13 protein-coding genes, 1 tRNA gene and 2 pseudogenes are annotated in these 16,426 nt (G+C 43.7%); 6 read left to right on the forward strand and 10 right to left on the reverse strand.

Annotated features, from left to right (window positions below; translation table 11 throughout):
• Positions 1 to 1,146, reverse strand: coding sequence for a class II fructose-bisphosphate aldolase (locus C9889_RS04730; protein WP_129597575.1), 1,146 nt, complete (start codon positions 1,144 to 1,146; stop codon positions 1 to 3).
• A gap of 139 nt (positions 1,147 to 1,285) precedes the next feature.
• Here C9889_RS04730 and C9889_RS10745 point away from each other — a divergent pair, with 139 nt between their 5' ends.
• Positions 1,286 to 1,408 carry a hypothetical protein gene (locus tag C9889_RS10745; protein ID WP_263853973.1) on the forward strand — a complete coding sequence of 41 codons (123 nt, stop codon included), beginning with the start codon at positions 1,286 to 1,288 and terminating at the stop codon, positions 1,406 to 1,408.
• A gap of 265 nt (positions 1,409 to 1,673) precedes the next feature.
• Here the strand turns inward: C9889_RS10745 and C9889_RS04735 are convergent, their stop codons facing one another.
• The 8 genes and pseudogenes from C9889_RS04735 to C9889_RS04770 all read right to left on the reverse strand — a co-directional run bounded on the left by C9889_RS04735 (position 1,674) and on the right by C9889_RS04770 (position 10,885).
• Entirely contained in the window at positions 1,674 to 3,605 is a 1,932-nt protein-coding gene (locus C9889_RS04735; protein WP_129597577.1) for a hydantoinase/oxoprolinase family protein, read from the reverse strand.
• A gap of 438 nt (positions 3,606 to 4,043) precedes the next feature.
• Positions 4,044 to 4,796, reverse strand: a complete 753-nt coding sequence (locus tag C9889_RS04740) for an energy-coupling factor transporter transmembrane component T family protein (protein WP_164999279.1) — start codon at positions 4,794 to 4,796, stop codon at positions 4,044 to 4,046.
• Between the two features lie 34 nt (positions 4,797 to 4,830).
• Positions 4,831 to 5,580: pseudogene (locus tag C9889_RS04745) on the reverse strand (ATP-binding cassette domain-containing protein); the annotation flags it as partial.
• A 38-nt stretch (positions 5,581 to 5,618) separates the two neighbouring features.
• The gene (locus C9889_RS04750; RefSeq protein WP_129597582.1) at positions 5,619 to 6,443 is read right to left on the reverse strand and encodes an ATP-binding cassette domain-containing protein; all 825 of its coding nucleotides are present in this window, start codon (positions 6,441 to 6,443) and stop codon (positions 5,619 to 5,621) included.
• Positions 6,440 to 6,988, reverse strand: a complete 549-nt coding sequence (locus C9889_RS04755) for a biotin transporter BioY (RefSeq protein ID WP_129597584.1) — start codon at positions 6,986 to 6,988, stop codon at positions 6,440 to 6,442. Before C9889_RS04755 ends, C9889_RS04750 begins: the two co-directional genes overlap by 4 nt.
• Positions 6,989 to 7,077: 89 nt before the next feature.
• Positions 7,078 to 8,697: a thermosome subunit alpha gene (thsA, locus tag C9889_RS04760; RefSeq protein ID WP_129597586.1), complete on the reverse strand. Its 1,620-nt coding sequence runs from the start codon at positions 8,695 to 8,697 to the stop codon at positions 7,078 to 7,080.
• Positions 8,698 to 8,889: 192 nt separating this feature from the next.
• On the reverse strand, positions 8,890 to 10,350 hold the full coding sequence (locus C9889_RS04765) for a tetrathionate reductase family octaheme c-type cytochrome (protein ID WP_225419989.1): 1,461 nt from the start codon (positions 10,348 to 10,350) through the stop codon (positions 8,890 to 8,892).
• A gap of 463 nt (positions 10,351 to 10,813) precedes the next feature.
• Positions 10,814 to 10,885: transfer RNA gene (locus C9889_RS04770), tRNA-Arg, on the reverse strand.
• 107 nt (positions 10,886 to 10,992) lie between these two features.
• Between C9889_RS04770 and C9889_RS04775 the strand changes: the two genes are divergently transcribed.
• The 5 genes from C9889_RS04775 (at position 10,993) to C9889_RS04795 (ending at position 15,486) form a co-directional block, all read left to right on the forward strand.
• Complete coding sequence (locus tag C9889_RS04775) at positions 10,993 to 12,177, forward strand: redox-regulated ATPase YchF (protein ID WP_129597588.1); 1,185 nt, start codon at positions 10,993 to 10,995, stop codon at positions 12,175 to 12,177.
• 23 nt (positions 12,178 to 12,200) lie between these two features.
• A complete protein-coding gene (locus tag C9889_RS04780) occupies positions 12,201 to 12,860 on the forward strand; it encodes an undecaprenyl diphosphate synthase family protein (RefSeq protein ID WP_164999280.1) in 660 nt (219 codons plus the stop codon).
• 12 nt (positions 12,861 to 12,872) lie between these two features.
• The gene (locus C9889_RS04785; protein WP_129597592.1) at positions 12,873 to 13,334 is read left to right on the forward strand and encodes a DUF5817 domain-containing protein; all 462 of its coding nucleotides are present in this window, start codon (positions 12,873 to 12,875) and stop codon (positions 13,332 to 13,334) included.
• A gap of 118 nt (positions 13,335 to 13,452) precedes the next feature.
• Positions 13,453 to 14,739, forward strand: a complete 1,287-nt coding sequence (locus C9889_RS04790; RefSeq protein WP_129597594.1) for an ATP-binding protein — start codon at positions 13,453 to 13,455, stop codon at positions 14,737 to 14,739.
• Positions 14,740 to 15,486 (forward strand): MBL fold metallo-hydrolase, encoded by a 747-nt coding sequence (locus C9889_RS04795; RefSeq protein ID WP_129597596.1) that lies wholly within the window; start codon positions 14,740 to 14,742, stop codon positions 15,484 to 15,486. It abuts the gene before it with no gap.
• 266 nt (positions 15,487 to 15,752) lie between these two features.
• On the opposite strand, the pseudogene C9889_RS10365 reads toward C9889_RS04795, so the two are convergent.
• Positions 15,753 to 16,400, reverse strand: a pseudogene (locus C9889_RS10365) (DUF5803 family protein); the annotation flags it as partial.
• Positions 16,401 to 16,426 lie beyond the last annotated feature (26 nt).

A 16,426-nucleotide genomic window follows, 5' to 3' on the forward strand; every position in this document is an offset into this window, starting at 1 on the left:
TTACAGGGATTTGATATAATCCCTGACCTGCTGGGCAGTACCTTCAGCCTTGAAAGCCCCAAGGAACATGAGGGTTTCAGCATAGACCTTTGCATCAATGGCACGCCTTGTGTTCTCATCAACAGCATCTATGCGGTCAAAGAACTGCCTTACTGCATACTTGCTGAATTTGCCGAATATCTCATTATCACTCTTTTCAGCAGCTTTGCTGCGGAAATTCTCAATGGTCCATTTCCGGATGTCACTGAAAAGCTCAGGTTCATATATCCTGAACACTTCCCATACAATATTCTGGAAAAATGTGGCAACATTGCCCTTCAGTATATCCCCGTGTGGGAAATGCTCGTAAATGAGTTCCCTGGGAGTACCGGTAATCCCGTGCTGGGCGATCCTGACACTAAAGCCATTCTCTTTCAGGGCGTCAGCAACCGCAATAGTCTGTTCTATATCAACTGAAACCTGCTGGATGAGATTTCCATTTGTATCATAGGTGTTCCCATGGGCACTACCGTTTGCAATTGCGATCACATGTGGATATACACCGTTTTCATTAAGCGCTTTGATGAAGGTTACTGCTTCTTCAGGTTTGGTAAGTACCCTGCCGTTTTCATCCTCTCGGCCTATTTCACCAACCTCAACTTCAAGCCCATACTTACGACCACCCATTTTATCCTGGATATGATGGGCGATCTCTGTAGTTGCATCAATGTTCTGGGAGAGTTCTTCCCGGAGATTGCCACCCTGGAAATTGAAAAGATGGGATGCATCGATTGCAAAAGAGGTATATCCCGCATCAATCTGCCCACTTACAAGTTCCTTTGTGGATTCAATATCCTCAGGAGTGCCTTTCTTGATTCCAATATGATCGGCATGCAGAGACCATACATCCAGACCAACTTCATTGGCGGTTTTTTTGCACCGTTTTGAAAATTCAGCAGGGGTCATACCTGAATAACCACCGTCCAGATCGGATTCAGAACGGGCGAGTTCTACCATCAGGGGAGCATCTGCATCTTTGGCTGCTTTCATAATCCCACGCATAACAAGAGAGATACGCGGATTTGCAGCGAGGATTATAGTATCTTTATCCAGCAAACTGTTAAATAAATAGGAACTTGGCAACGGTTCGAATTTGGATTCACTCATAGATTTTAAACCTCATACTGTTTATATGATACCTACATGTAACTTGCAATTCATAATGATTTCTGTCCGGAATGCAAACACCATAAGGAATAAATATAAAAACTAGAATTTCTCACAAAAAAACGACAGGAGGAGAAAGATGGAAGAATTGCTTAAACTCAAGGACAAACTTGAAAAAATGACGTCTGCCGAACTCTATGAATATGTAAAGGAGAACTATCCTGAAAACCCCGATGCGGGCCTGGGAAAGAAAAACTGGTAATCCGCAGGGTATTGAACCTGGAAAGGGAAAAAATGAACAAGTGAGAGTGTACCTCTCAGAAACCACCGAGCATAGGCTTGATCACCAGTTTAAATATTACAAATCCCAAAAGGAAGATAACGATCAAAACAAGAATTGCGACCAAAAAGCATTCCCTGTTCAATTTCTCATTTTTATCTTTGCAAAAATGCATAGATATACCCCCGACAAAAGGGTAGTATCCAATAATATATCAACCTTCTGAAGAAGAAAAAGAGAGACCTTTTCAGGCCTCTTCGTCTATCAGGCGGGTACCAACTCCCATAATCCTGATTTTGGTTTCCATTGGGAAATCCCAACCTTCCGGCACAATCTCATCCTTCTTGACGTCAATTTCCACATGATCCGGGTCCAAGCCGGCGTCTTCCATGTATTGCATGACCATGGATTGTCCTGTTTCCCTGGCGTATTTTATAGCATCTTTATATTCATAGAAACTCTGTCGCCCTTTTTCAGAAAATACATAGTATTCCCAATCAGGAGCTGCCATGGAAGCAGGTCTTATAAGGAAATCAACCCTCCTTACACCTTTGGCTGCTAGGGCACCTGTGGCATTACCGACATCTGAATATTTTGGAACAATAATCTCGGCATCCAGAATACTTCCAAGTATATCCTTATAAGCAACCACGGGCCCACCGATAAGAACAACCGGGATATCAACCTTAAACTTTGTAGGACAATCGATATCGAATATTTTACGAATCTCCTCCCTTGGAATACCTTCCAGGAAAAAGGAAATCAGGTCTGAGGCCATATTCTTGGCAAAGGTTTCCTTGACATATCTGGCAAATTCCTCCCCGGTTCTCTTACACAGGGAACCCAGATATTCAGCACCTACCTCAGCTGCCTCCACATTGCGGGCGGTATAATCGCCAAGTACATGCAGAGCATCCGTGGAAGTAAAACCAATACACTGCACAAGCCTTTTCTGAATAAGACTATCCAGAATCCGGGTTGAGGGATACCGGCCCATACGACTGCGTAACTCCCGCAGAGAAGTAGGACTACTAGAGACGGAATCAAGCAATTCCTGCTCCAGGTCATTAAGGCCCATTGCTTCATATTCAGTACGTGTAAAAAAGGTCGTGGGCTGGAAATTCATGCCGATCAAAGTTTTGGTTGGCATGGGATTGATCTTGAGAAGTTCCAGGAAATCAGGATAGAGATCCGCTGCCCTGCAAAGGGGAATTACACGTCGCGGTCCAATATTCAATTTACCGTCCTTTACCCATATGTGACTGTCACCACCCATTGCTGAGGTTTCCATCTTAATAGCCTTGACACGGGTCTTCCATCCACCGACAACCGCTCCCATCTCACTCATTTCAGGAACGCCATCCTTTATAACGGATATATCGGTACTTGTACCTCCCACATCAATAACTGCGCATGAATCGTTTCCTGTCAAAAAGGAAGCTCCTACAAGACTTCCCGCAGGTCCCGAGAAAATAGATTCAATAGGCTTTTCCAGTGCACTTTTGATACCTATAACAGAGCCATCGCATTTGAGCATGAATATCTTCGGACTGATTCCTCTGGAAGTTACATCCTTTTCCACAGTGGACATGAATCTTTCTGTGATGGGCAATAGCTGAGCATTGAAAAAGGCAGTTGTTGCTCTTTCAAAGGCACCAAGATCCTGAGAAAGCTCGTGTGCGCATACCACTGGAAGACCTGTAGCCTCGCGGATTATCTGCTTGGCCCGGATTTCATGATCAGGGTTACGAATACTGAAAAAGGAAGAGATTGCAAAAGCTGCAACCTTGTCCTTTATTTTCACCGCAAATTCCCTGACTGCTTCCTCATCCAGGGGTTCTTTCTCTCCGCCATTATAGGTATGACCACCGGCAACTTTTACATAATGAGGAGTCGGAAGTTTTTCCTTGAGATCATAATTTCCGATCAAAAACAAACCAACGGGGAAACCCGTTCCTTCAAGGATCGTGTTTGTAGAAAGGGTTGTTGATACGGAAACTATCTTTACTTTCTTGAGTTTTTCCTGGTCGAGACCATCAATTGAGTTTTTTATCCCATCCAGAGGATCGGGATATGTTGTAAGTGCTTTATTTGAATCAAGAATACTATCAGTGTCATCATCCAGAAGAACAGAATCAGTATAAGTTCCTCCAGCATCTATTCCCAAACTGTATACCATGCCGGAACACCTCCAATATATTAGCAATTTATATGTACAAATCGGCTAAATTGAGTTATAAAAGGTTCCATAAATTCACGGCTACATAAAGATACCGCATTATCCTATCGGTGTGAACATTCTAAATAATGGCTCATGATAACGAAAATAGAGATAAGAGGTATAGAAAAGCAGCCAAATATTTAAAAGAAGAAATAACCTGCCAAAATGTATAAATCTTTGTCTATATATAGATAAAGCTGCAAACCATTTAACAAAGTGAGGGACGGGGCATGAATAAAAAAGAGGATTTTTAGTGGGAAAAATCACCTGTTTCCGAAAAAGAAAAGGAAAAAATCATACCGATCCCCCTTAAATCCAATCACTGGACAGAAGATAAACCAGATATGGATGATGCAGATATTGTTGTAGATGAATTTAAGGAAAGAATTGCCCGCATTATATCTGATAAGAGGGCAAAAGAGTGATATTCAAATTCCAGAAGCCAAGCAACAATACAAAAACCAACATAAGGGCCATCCAGTCATATTTTACCATTTTTAACTCAAAAAGGGATGTCCTGTAGTTGCCCTGATAACATCTGCTTTCCATTCCCATAGCTATATCATCCATCATCCTGAAGGCCCCCCTGAGCAAAGGTATCGCCAGTGAGACCAATCCTGAAATCCTTTTTTGCCTTCCCAGACCCCTGCACAGCTGTGCCTGATACACTTCTCTCAGAAACCTGTTCAAAACAGGAACCAAATGGATGGATAGGGACATCATGGTGGCAATTTCAAACGAAGTCACTCCTAAGATCTTACCCGGCAGAGGACGAAGTAGCCTTTCAATTCCCGCCGTCATGTGAGCAGGAGAAGTCGTAGCTGTCAACAGGGAGGCAAATTGTATTAAAAGAACAAAACGCCCTACAATCCTCAGGCCCTCAAAAAGGCCTGCTGATGTAGCAGAAAAACCATACATATCCATGAAACTATTCCCGGGTATCAGAAATAGCTGGAATATAAAAATTAATATTAAGAAGGGGGCAATTGGACGAAGGTTTCGCAGCAGTGCAATCCGCACAGACGAAAGATAGTACAAAACCATGAATAATGCAAATAGCAGGACCAGACCTGTAAGATGCAACCTGAAGATCAAAATGCTGATCAGCATCGTAGCTATTAGTTTTGTGCGGGGGTCAAGCTTGTGCAAGAAGGAATCTCCGGGAACAAAACTCAAAAAATAATCAGGCGTCATCCACATCTCCGATTTCTAATTTTTCCAATTGCTTGATTGCACTTTCCACTGTAAACGTAGCCGGGTTCACTGGTAAACCTCTTGCATGCAGCCTCTTCATCAAAGCGGTTATAGGCGGTAGAGGAAGACTATCATCCAAAAGGTACTGCTGTCTTTGGCCATCAAAACAAATTATTCCATCCCGCAGGTAGATAATTCGCGGAGCTACTTCAAGCAGTTTATCAAGATGATGAGAAATAACGATGATTCCTACTCCCATATTCTGCAAGGTCTGTATAATATGAGGGAGGCGCGTTTTTCCTTTTGTATCAAGCCCTGCAAGAGGTTCATCGAGCACCATATATCTGGGAGACTGGGCAATTATTCCTGCCAAAGACACCAGTTTCTGTTCCCCTCCACTAATCCCGAAGGGAGATACTTCAAGGAGGGATTTATCCAAACCCACTATATTTACTGCCTTGTTCACCTGTCTTTCAATATCCCTTCTATCAAAACCAAAATTTGAAGGACCAAAAGCAATATCATCATAAACCGTTTTTTCAAAGAGTTGCCTGGAAGAATGCTGAAACAGGACACCTACCATTTCCTTTACTTTTTTAGCACGAGATGGATAACCATCAATTTGCACAATACCACTGTCCGGTTCTAGCAGACCAACAAGCAGACGCAACAAGGTTGATTTACCCGCACCTACAGGCCCCGTCATGCCCACGATTTCACCGGGTTTTATGCACATGGATACATTTTGTAAGACTATATTTTGCCCGTATGAAAAATTCAAATTCTTGACTTCAATTGCCAGATAGATTCCTCCAGTGTATTAACATCAGGGTTTGAAACATCGATCTCCTTCAGACCATTCTCCCGCAGCCACAGGGCAAGTTCAGTAAGAGGAGGAATTGAAATACCGGGGTTTGACACAGCAGGGGAATCAAAAAACAAAGAGGATTTGCCATCATAAACAATTCTCCCCTTTTCAAAAGCTATAACCCTTCCTGCCAGATGCACTTCCTCCAGGTTGTGGGTGACCATTATTATCGTCTTGCCCTTTTCATGAAGTCTTGCAATTGTTGCAAGCACCTGTTGTTTTGAGAAAGGATCCAGCATGGATGTTACTTCGTCAAATATCACACATTCAGGCTCCATGACAAGGACACCTGCAAGGGCTGCAAGTTGCATCTGTCCTCCACTTAGTTGCAAAGGAGATTTGCCGGCCAGATGGGATATCCCCAGCTCTGCAAGTGAATAATCCGTTTTGTTGCGGATTAATGACGAAGGGCAGGCCAGGTTTTCAAGACCAAACGCCACATCTTCCTCTACAGTGGCACCTACGAACTGGGTGAGAGGGTTCTGGAAAACCATACCAATTTTCCTGCGTATAGCAGTTAGATTGGAGATCGTGCGTGTGTCCATATTCCACACTTTCACCATACCTTCATCCGGCAGCAGTAAACCATTCATATGCCTGACAAAGGTAGACTTACCACTACCATTACCACCCACTATAGCAACGAACTCACCGCTGTCAATCGACACACTAATGCTGTCAAGAGCACGTTGATTTTCCTTGAAACCAAAACTTAAATCCTTAATCTCTATCATACCAAAGATTCCGTCTTAAGATAGCGATAAATAATGGTCGCCGCTGCAATCTTGATGGCAACTCCCGGAATAAAGGGAGCAACACCTAATGCAAATGTTTCCTGCACCCCCAGGGATGCCACATACATCAGCTGGAAGTAGCCGGGAACGTAGATAGCAATCATACCGACAAGGAATATGGCAACCATACCGGCAATGGACCTGTTCTGGAAATTCTCAAAGAGGTAACCAATTACAAGAGCCGCCAGAATAAACCCTATGATATAGCCCCCTGTGGGACCAGCCAGCACACCAAGTCCGGAGCTGCCCCCTGAAAATACAGGCAAACCGACAATCCCGAGCAAAACATAGATGAACATACTCAGCATGCCCCACCGAGCACCCAACACCGCCCCTGCAAGAATTACAAATAATGTCTGCAGGGTAACAGGCACCATCCCCACCGGGATACTGATGTAAGCACCTACCGCAGTCATGGAAGCAAAAAGGGCAGCATAGACCATTTTCCTGACAGGAGAATCTGATAAATGATTGTTGTTAACCATATCCCATAAGTGGTTAACAATGTTTTTAAATTTTACCCTGAAAATAAATCACATTAAAAAAAATAGAAGGTGGTATAATCCACCTTATCTTACATATCCATGTCCATATCAGGCATTTCAGGTGCTGCCTGATTGGAGTGAGGGGATGCTGCAACAACGTCATCAATTCTAAGAACCATGACAGCTGCTTCTGTTCCGGCGTTAATTGCCTGTGTCTTGGCACGGAGTGGTTCGATTACATCGTTTTCCCACATGTCAACAATTTCACCGGTATATACATTAAGCCCCATTCTCTTGTTGCCTTCTTCGTGCTTGGAACGCAGTTCAACAAGTTTGTTTATTGGGTCATAGCCAGAGTTTTCAGCAAGGGTCTCAGGAATTACTTCAAATGCTTCTGCGAATTTGGCAACTGCAAGCTGTTCCCTGCCACTGAGGGAAGATGCATATTCACCAAGACGCATGGAAAGTTCTACTTCACAAGCTCCGCCACCTACGACGACCTTGCCGTCTTCCAGAGCCACAGCGACTACGTGAAGAGCATCGTCAACTGCATGCTGGAGAGAATCTACAACGTGCTGGGTACCACCATGAAGGATTATTGAAACAGCTTTCTTTTCCCTGCATCCTGTGACATAGGTCATCTTGTTGCCTTTTATATCACGTTCATCTACAAGTTCTGCAGAACCCAGGTCATCGGCAGCAATTTCATCGATATCCTGAATATTGGTTGCACCGGTAGCTTCACAGATACGATCCAGATCGCTCTTTTTGAGCCTCTTGGCGGCATAGACGCCAGCCTTTTCAAGGTAGTATTGTGCAAGATCATCGATTCCCTTCTGGCAGAATACAACATTTGCACCGGAATTCAGAATCTTGTCGGTCATCTGCTTGACCATCTTTTCTTCCTGGTCCAAAAACATCTGCATCTGGTCCGGGGAAGATATCTTGATCTCGGCATCCATTTCGGTCTTTTTGAATTCAATCGGGATACTGAGGACAAGGATCTTTGCATCCTCGATCTTTTCGGGCATGTTGGGATGTGTGCGGGATTTATCAAGGACGAGACCTTTTACCAACTTGGATTCACCGACACTTTCGCCAGCCTGTTTTTCTATCTTAATGTCACTTACATCTGCAACATAGCCATCATCCGTTTCTTCTCCTATGAGAGATACGGCTTCAACGGTAAGCTCTGAAAGCATTTCCTTGTGAGATTCGGCACCTTTGCCGGTTATTGCGGTATTTGCCACTTTTTTGAGAGATTCAGTATCATCACGGGAAATATCTATACTTGAATCTTTTACGATTTCAATCGCCTTTTTGGATGCCTGCCTGTAACCTGATGCAATAATAGTGGGGTGTACACCTTTTTTGAGAAGTTCCTCTGCCTTGGAAAGGAACTCACCGGCCAGTACGGCTGCTGTGGTCGTACCGTCTCCGACTTCATCATCCTGGGTCTTGGCCACCTCAACGATCATTTTGGCTGTGGGGTGTTCAATGTCCATTTCCTTGAGAATGGTTGCGCCATCATTGGTGATTACCACATCACCCATTGAATCCACAAGCATCTTGTCCATGCCCTTGGGACCAAGGGTAGTACGGACTGCGTTAGCAACTGCCTTGCCTGCCATAATGTTATTGCTCTGGGCATCTCTGCCCCTTGTTACCTGACTTCCATCTGCTAAAATGTATATCGGCTGTCCTGCCAAAATTTGACCTCCTTATATAATTATGATCCAGTAAATTGCATCAAGAAAAGAGCACTATGTACTCTCAACCTGTTCATTCTAGATGATTGAACTTCTATATAAACGTTGCTTGAACGAAGGAGAAAAAGAGCAGGATATTTACAGTGAACAGGCACAGATAAAGTAGTATCCTATAAAAAGGGAGGGGTCAAATCAGCGGCGACCCCAGAGAATGCTTACAACAAGAAGCATGCCTATCCCCAGGAAAATGCCAAACCCTGGCACACCTTCGGATGATTCTTCTCCAGCTTCGGGTGCTTCCTGCTCCACAGATTGCCTTACATCTTCAACCTCTTCAGAAAAACGCTCTCCTACAAGCATTGGATCTCCTTCATAACCAAGAGTTTCGAAATCCATCATACTTGTCTCGAGGTGACAATCACTACAATCAAGAGAGTGCTCAGCTGGTGGAACCTCATGGTTAATGCTCTCATAAAGGGATGTTTCCACGAATTCATATTCACCACTATAAGGCATATCTACATACTCCATTCCAGAAGCTGCGGCCTTATCCCAATCATATGTGGCCCAATAGGAATTTTCGCCACCAAACAAATCAGGTACTATCAGGTAGTTATACTCGGCGTCACTGATTTGTTTTGCCCTGTGAATCTTGAAGGGATAAATCTGTGAATCTGCATCATCCCTTGAACCCAGAGGCGCATTCATGACAGTCACTCCATCAGTGTTGATTGTATCTCCCAACTTATAGAGAGTTGAAGACCCATTGTACCAGGCATAACTTGGTGTCACATTCTTTTCCCAAACAAAGGAACCCTTTTTCTTGTGATAGGTAGCTTTACCATATTCATCCGTTGGTACAGGATCAATATCCTGTCCTGCCTGAGACCAATCCCAGTACATCTTGGTAGGTACTTCACGTGCATATTGAGGAATATGGCATGTCTGGCAGGCGATTGCATCAACGTGGCCGTCCAGACGTTCCTTATATTCACCAGCATGAGGAGTCTGGCCGTGACAGTCGGAACATTGCACGCGACATTCACTATCTGGCAGTCCGGCAAATCGTCCGGCTACATTATGGTCGCTTGTTTCATGGCAATTCTGGCATTTGAAATCCAGAAGGCCCATGTGCACATCTAATTCTGGAGATGGCTCACTGAGTGCAGAAGACATGTCACCATGTTTCACATTATCTCCGCCCCCACCATAGAAATGGCAGTTACCTCCACATGTATCCCTGGTGGGAGAACCTACACTTTGAGCGACCTCTGCAAGATCAACGGAAGTGTCCACGGCACCTGCGCCTGTTGGAATCTTCTTATATGTGCCTGTATTATCATGGCACACCAGACAATCGATGTTTGATGCATTGTTAAAATCAAAAGTGTCGTCTTCCCAGCCATAACCGGCATGACACGAAGTACATCGTGGTTCATTGGACGCAATGGCCACACAGAAATTATTTATAACCGTTCTTTTACCCATATCTTTATAAGCTTCTATCTCCCCACATTCACAATCACCGCAACTGGTCCATAACCAATGGGTTGAATTGAGCATGTCCTTTGCCTGTGGTTCATGGCAACCGATACATTCCTCCGTCACCTCAGGCCCACTATCGTAGGGTCCTTCAAGAAAACTATGGTTCATTTCAGTTGCACAGGCAATACCAGAGAGACAAAAAAGTGATATAAATAGAATTAAAATTACCTTCCCTCTCATATACATACAAACCTCCTTCATATATAGCAATATAGATATACTATATAATAAATTCAGACTGCTCCTATATAAAGACTAAGAACTGCGGATGAAAAACTGCTATTTAAAAATAAATAAAAATAGTTAAAGGACAACTGCATGGATATCAGACCTTAGTCCTACATTCCCTGCAAGTAAGATGTTTCCACAACCTTCAAACGATAAAGTGAGAACTAATAATAAAACCAACGTCAATTTTTGGTTATAAGGACAAGCAAGAAATATAGAATTATAAAATTATTAATTAGAATATTAGTAGAAATGACAACAAAAAAAGATACTCATAAGAGGCACCACCGCGGGGTTTTAATTAACTCCACACGGAAAAAGTGCCTCCGAAAAGTACAATGTACGTCCCGACTGAGACTTGAACTCAGGTCTAAGGCTCCGCAGGCCCCAAGGATATCCGCTACCCTACCGGGACACTCATTGACTTGGCTTCCTAATTATCTTCTCGAATATAAATGTTTGGTGGTAAAGCGTTAAACCACCAACAAAAGTTAAATCCATCAAGCATGTGATTGATAGAGCATGACAATGACTATAGGCCTTGCAGGAAAGCCAAATGCAGGCAAATCAACATTCTTCAAAGCCGCAACCATGGCAGAGGTGGATATAGCCAATTACCCCTTCACCACCATTGATGCCAATCGCGGGATTACCTACGTTCGCACAACCTGCCCGTGCATCGAGCGGGACAAGAGATGTGGTAACTGTGAAGACGGGATACGCTTTGTACCAATCGAGATCATCGATGTGGCCGGTCTTGTGCCAGATGCCCATCAGGGCCGCGGGCTGGGAAATGCCTTTCTGGACGAACTGAGCCAAGCCCAGGCAATAATTCACGTAATTGACGCCTCCGGAGCCACAGATATAGAAGGAAATCCGGGCGACATCGCCAGCCATGATCCCCTGGAAGACATCGATTTCCTCAACCGGGAAATAACCATGTGGATGAAAGGTATCCTGTGTCGCAACTGGGAACGCCTGGCACGCAAAATAAAAGCAGAGAATCTAAAGGTAGAGGAAGCAATCGCAAACCAGCTCATGGGAGCTGGGGTCTGTGAAGCACATGTGAACATAGCAATAGGCCAGCTCGACAAACGTGAATATATCAAATGGGAAGATGAAGATATGTGCCAGCTCTGCGAGTACATCCGACTGCTCAGCAAACCTGTCATCATCGCCGCGAACAAACTGGATGTAGCCCCACCGGAAAATGTAGACAACCTTGAAAAACTTGAGATGATAGTCGTACCCACAAGTGCTGCCGCAGAATTGGCCATCCGAAATGCGGCCAGTACCGGAGCAATTGATTACAAACCAGGTGATGAGGACTTTGCCATAGAGGAAAGCGACCTGAGTGAAAAACAGATAAAGGGACTGGAAAAGCTTAAAAATTTCGTGGTATCCCGCAAACCCCATGGATGTGGAGTACAGGAATGCATCAACAGGGCAGTCTTTGACCAGCTCGACCTAATTGTAGTCTACCCTGTAGAAGATGAAGGGCACTGGACCGACAAAAAAGGTCGCATGCTTCCTGATGCCTACCTGGTCAAAAAAGGATCCACTGCGCATGAACTTGCATACAAGGTGCATACCGACATTGGGGACCGTTTCCTATATGCTGTAGACGGGCGTAGCCGAATGAGACTCGGAGACAAATACGAACTCAAGGACGGAGATGTTATAAAGATAGTCTCAACCGCCAAATGAGATCTCAGAAGGAGGGCTTTGGATTGCTACATAAATTGTACGAAAAACATCTCCTGAAAAAAATACAACAGGAACATCAAAATCCACCTTCCTCCCTTGCAATAGTCCTGCCTGAAACAGATCTACTCCAAAAGAATAGTAGCCAAAAAACACTCCAATTCATAAACTGGTGCCAGGAGTTTGGCATCAAGAAAATCTATTTTAATGTGGATATTCTGGATGAAAAAGCCGATCTCAAAAGCAAGATGATTTACAGATTGGTACAGGTTATTGAAAGAATATGCGCCAAACTACCCCCTGAAACAGGCTATGACGTATATGGAGAAGACGGCAGTACATTACTCACAAAACCCGGAAAAGACCCCAGCATCATTTTTGTACTGGGATATGGAGGAAAAAAAGAGATTACCTCTTCTGTCAGGACAATTCTCTGTGATGTAGAAAAAGGAAACATAGAACCGGAAGATATTGATGAAAATATCCTGGAATCCCATCTGACAATAGAAGGAGAACCGGATTTGATAATACGCTCGGGGGGGAGACATCTTTCAGATTTCCTTATATGGCAATCCGTCTATTCAGAACTGTATTTCACCGATATTAACTGGAACCATTTCAGAAGGATTGATTTTTTGCGTATCATCAGGGATTTCCAGAAAAGGAAACGCCGCTATGGTAAATGAGGGAGTGTTTACATGGTAGCCTATGCCGTAATTGTCTGCACCAAATGCCGCTTGCAATGCCAGGTTGTAGAAGACCGGGGCCAAAAAAACATAAAATGCCAGAGATGTGGTGCAACCTTGCAGTTTCGTAAATTGAGGAAATTCCACAGGACAGAGATACTCGATGAAGCAATAGCGTCACGAACAGCTCTTCAGGCACAGATACAGGGATTCGATTCAAAAAAAGTCAGTCAGATATCAGATGCAAGCGTTGATCAGCTCCAGCCAAGTCCGCCTACTCAAAAAAAATCTGCAAATCCTTCTAAATATATCATGAATGCTCTTGAGAACCAGGAAAAAATTCAGATCAGACAGCTATTCCAAATGGCTGAAGATGCAGGTTTTGAGAGGGAAAAAATCGAAAAAACCCTTGATAAACTGAAAAATTCAGGAGATATCTACACTCCCGGCAAAGGATACCTGAAACTTGCCTGAACGAAAACATGCAAACAGGGTAGCATAAGTTATATTTAGGGAAAATACATAATAGGGTGGTTCAGACAAACCATTTTCAACCAGCCCTAAATAAAAATCCTGGATGTAAGGTATCAAAATGTCCGACAATACACTTGATATAATAGAACTTTTGTTGACGGCCCAGATATACAACCAGAACCAAGAATTGGATGTCAACGACCTTCCAAAACCTATAAGGAAGCACTACTGGAAAAAAGAGGCCAAAGGAGTACCCCGACCCATTCATGTATCCCTCACTGACGTGAATAAACTGTATGGAGAAAGTGAACCTAAAAAAGCCTTAAAGGGTCTTCCCTTCGTAGAAATCGATGAAGTTGGTTACAAGATCAAATTAACCTCTCTTGATATGGCCATTAGCTGGTTCGAAAAACAGGACACTTCCAGTCGCATTGAAGAAAACCCTGCACTGGCCTATTACTATGAGAAAGCTGAAAAAGAAGGAGTCAGCTACAGTAAAGCACGTGACAGCACCAAACCCAAGGAAGTAGACAGGGAATGGATAGAATCCCTCAAAGCCGAGGTAATGGAGGAAGAAGGCGGGGAAGATATGCTCAAACTGGCACAGCTCCTGGCCCCGGAGGATATACAGCAGGGCATGTCCGAACTAATCCTCACAAAAAAACAGGAATCCGAAGTTGACAAAATTGTCAAAGCCATCAAGTTTCGGGATTACCTGAAGGAAATTGGGCTGTACGATGTGGGCAAGGTATTGCTGGTTGGTCCCCCGGGTACAGGGAAAACATCAGTTGCAAGAGCGCTATCCGAAATGTTATCCATTCCTTTTGTTGAAGTTAAATTATCCATGATTACAGACCAGTATCTTGGTGAAACAGCAAAGAACATTGACAGGGTATTTGAACTGGCAAAAAAACTCAATCCCTGCATTCTTTTTGTGGATGAATTCGATTTTATTGCAAAAACCCGGACCTCGGATGAACATGCGGCCCTGAAAAGAGCTGTCAACACCCTTCTCAAGGCAATAGATGAAATAAGCCTAACAAGGGACGGAGTACTCCTGATCGCTGCTACCAACCATCCTCACATGCTGGATTCAGCTGCATGGAGGAGATTTGATGAAATACTTGAATTCCCCCTTCCGGATTACGACATGAGGAAAAATATCCTTGACATTGTCACAAGGCATATCAAGGGAGACTTTGACACTGCATCGATTGCCGAAATTACAGAAGGTTACAGTGGGTCCGACTTAAGAGTGGTAATCCGGGAGGGTGTTCTGGATGCACTGCTTGAAGAGCGTCGGGAACTCAATAACAAGGACCTTCTGGATGCGGTGGAATCATTCAACAGTCGTTCACATATAAAATCCGAGAGGTACCTCCAGCAGTATGACAGGGTGTCTTAAGTGAAAGTGACATTACTGGGCACAGGAGATGCTCCCGGTACACCGGTCATCGGTTGTAGTTGTCCCACCTGCCAGGATGGACAAAAGGGCGGGAAAAGCAACCGTCTCAGATGTTCTATCCTTGTAGAATCCAAGGAAGGGAAAATTTTGCTGGACACCGGGCCAGACCTGCGCCAGCAATTGCTTGAACACAATATAAAGCACGTGGACGGAGTGATATGGACCCACGGCCATTATGATCATTTTACCGGTTTTGGGGAATTCCACAGGGTGCAAAGAAAAGTAGATGTATACGGCCTTGCTGAAACTCTTGACTACATCCTGGAATATCTGGCTTTTTTGAAACCCAGGAGAAACAACGTTAAAATCAATGAGACCTTTGAAATTATCGGGCTTAGGATTACTCTTTTTGAAGTCAAGCACAGGCCGGTGAGCAATCCGGTAGGTGTACTTATAGAGGAAGATGGTAAAAAAGTGGTCTTCACGGGAGATTGCGAAAAGGAAATCCCACAAAAAAGTCTTGAAATGATTGACAGTCCAGACCTTTTAATCGCCGATGCAATTGTACCGGATTCAGATGTGTTGCATATCAAAAAACATATGGATGCAAAGGACGCACTGGAACTTGCCCAAAAAATAAAGGCAAAAAAAGTTGTTTTTACCCATATAAGCCACTTTTTCAAACCCCATTCTATCGCAGCACAGAAATTCCCAATGGGATACGACGGAATGCAGTTTGTAATATGACATTCAACGTTTTTTGTCTTTTCCCAGCCTTCTTCTGCAATCCGTATTGTTTCATTCAGTTTTCTACGATTTCTCAGGAAATTCCCGATGACCAGAAGCACGCCTGCACAAAGTATTGATGTACCGATCAGCAGGTTACGGGGTGCATCTTCTGAATAAAATTTGAGATGAAGAGTCTTAAACTTAATTTCTTCTTCCTCTTCTTCGTCGGAAGGCAAGAAACCTTTTGCCAGAGAAGACAATGATGAAGAAGTATTCTGACGCAGATTATTCCAGACAAGTACTTCCCTGCCCTGTTCATCGAAGTACCTGTAATCGGGTGCTGGCTCAACCTTCCCGATAAACTGGTTACCTGTTGTATACCCTTCTGGAAGGACCACCCTTACAGTGGAAAGGTGTGATGGCACATACATGAAATCCTGTCCCATAGGTACTTCCATTGTATAGGCCACAAACCCTGTAAGACTTTGATTGAAAGAAATTACCTGTTTAGTCTGCCCGGACTCGGATTCTTCAGAAAGGGTATAGTCTATTGAATCCGTTGTATCTGAGGTAGACAACTGTCTGACTGTTGCAGCGGGATTACCGTTATTTCCTCCCGGTTTGGCCACAATTACAATGTTTGAAAGGACATCAGAACCTGGATTTGTAATATCTTCCAGGGGAACTATCTCAAGACGATCTACATTCTCAAGTACATAAACAGCTTTTACAGGCGAATCGGGGAAAAGGTAGAAAGTAGTCGTATTAATTCCACACTCACATGAATCATTAGCAATGAACGGGTCCAGTGTATACTCCGATGCATTGGTTGTTTCAGCGGTTTCATCAACAGGTATCATGTCATCGATGCAACCACTAAGATAGATGGCTGAAGTGAGTATCAGAAATAGAACTACCACTTGTTTTTGCATTATACAATCCACCGATCGGTTATTTA

This window comes from Methanohalophilus profundi (genome assembly GCF_004137855.1).
Taxonomy (GTDB): domain Archaea; phylum Halobacteriota; class Methanosarcinia; order Methanosarcinales; family Methanosarcinaceae; genus Methanohalophilus; species Methanohalophilus profundi.

Coding starts and splice junctions, on each gene's coding strand:
- C9889_RS04790 (WP_129597594.1), top strand. CDS start 13,453: ATGTCCGACAATACACTTGATATAATAGAACTTTTGTTGACGGCCCAG.
- C9889_RS04735 (WP_129597577.1), bottom strand. CDS start 3,605: ATGGTATACAGTTTGGGAATAGATGCTGGAGGAACTTATACTGATTCT.
- C9889_RS04755 (WP_129597584.1), bottom strand. CDS start 6,988: ATGGTTAACAACAATCATTTATCAGATTCTCCTGTCAGGAAAATGGTC.
- C9889_RS04785 (WP_129597592.1), top strand. CDS start 12,873: ATGGTAGCCTATGCCGTAATTGTCTGCACCAAATGCCGCTTGCAATGC.
- C9889_RS10745 (WP_263853973.1), top strand. CDS start 1,286: ATGGAAGAATTGCTTAAACTCAAGGACAAACTTGAAAAAATGACGTCT.
- C9889_RS04765 (WP_225419989.1), bottom strand. CDS start 10,350: ATGAACCATAGTTTTCTTGAAGGACCCTACGATAGTGGGCCTGAGGTG.
- C9889_RS04775 (WP_129597588.1), top strand. CDS start 10,993: ATGACAATGACTATAGGCCTTGCAGGAAAGCCAAATGCAGGCAAATCA.
- C9889_RS04750 (WP_129597582.1), bottom strand. CDS start 6,443: ATGATAGAGATTAAGGATTTAAGTTTTGGTTTCAAGGAAAATCAACGT.
- C9889_RS04730 (WP_129597575.1), bottom strand. CDS start 1,146: ATGAGTGAATCCAAATTCGAACCGTTGCCAAGTTCCTATTTATTTAAC.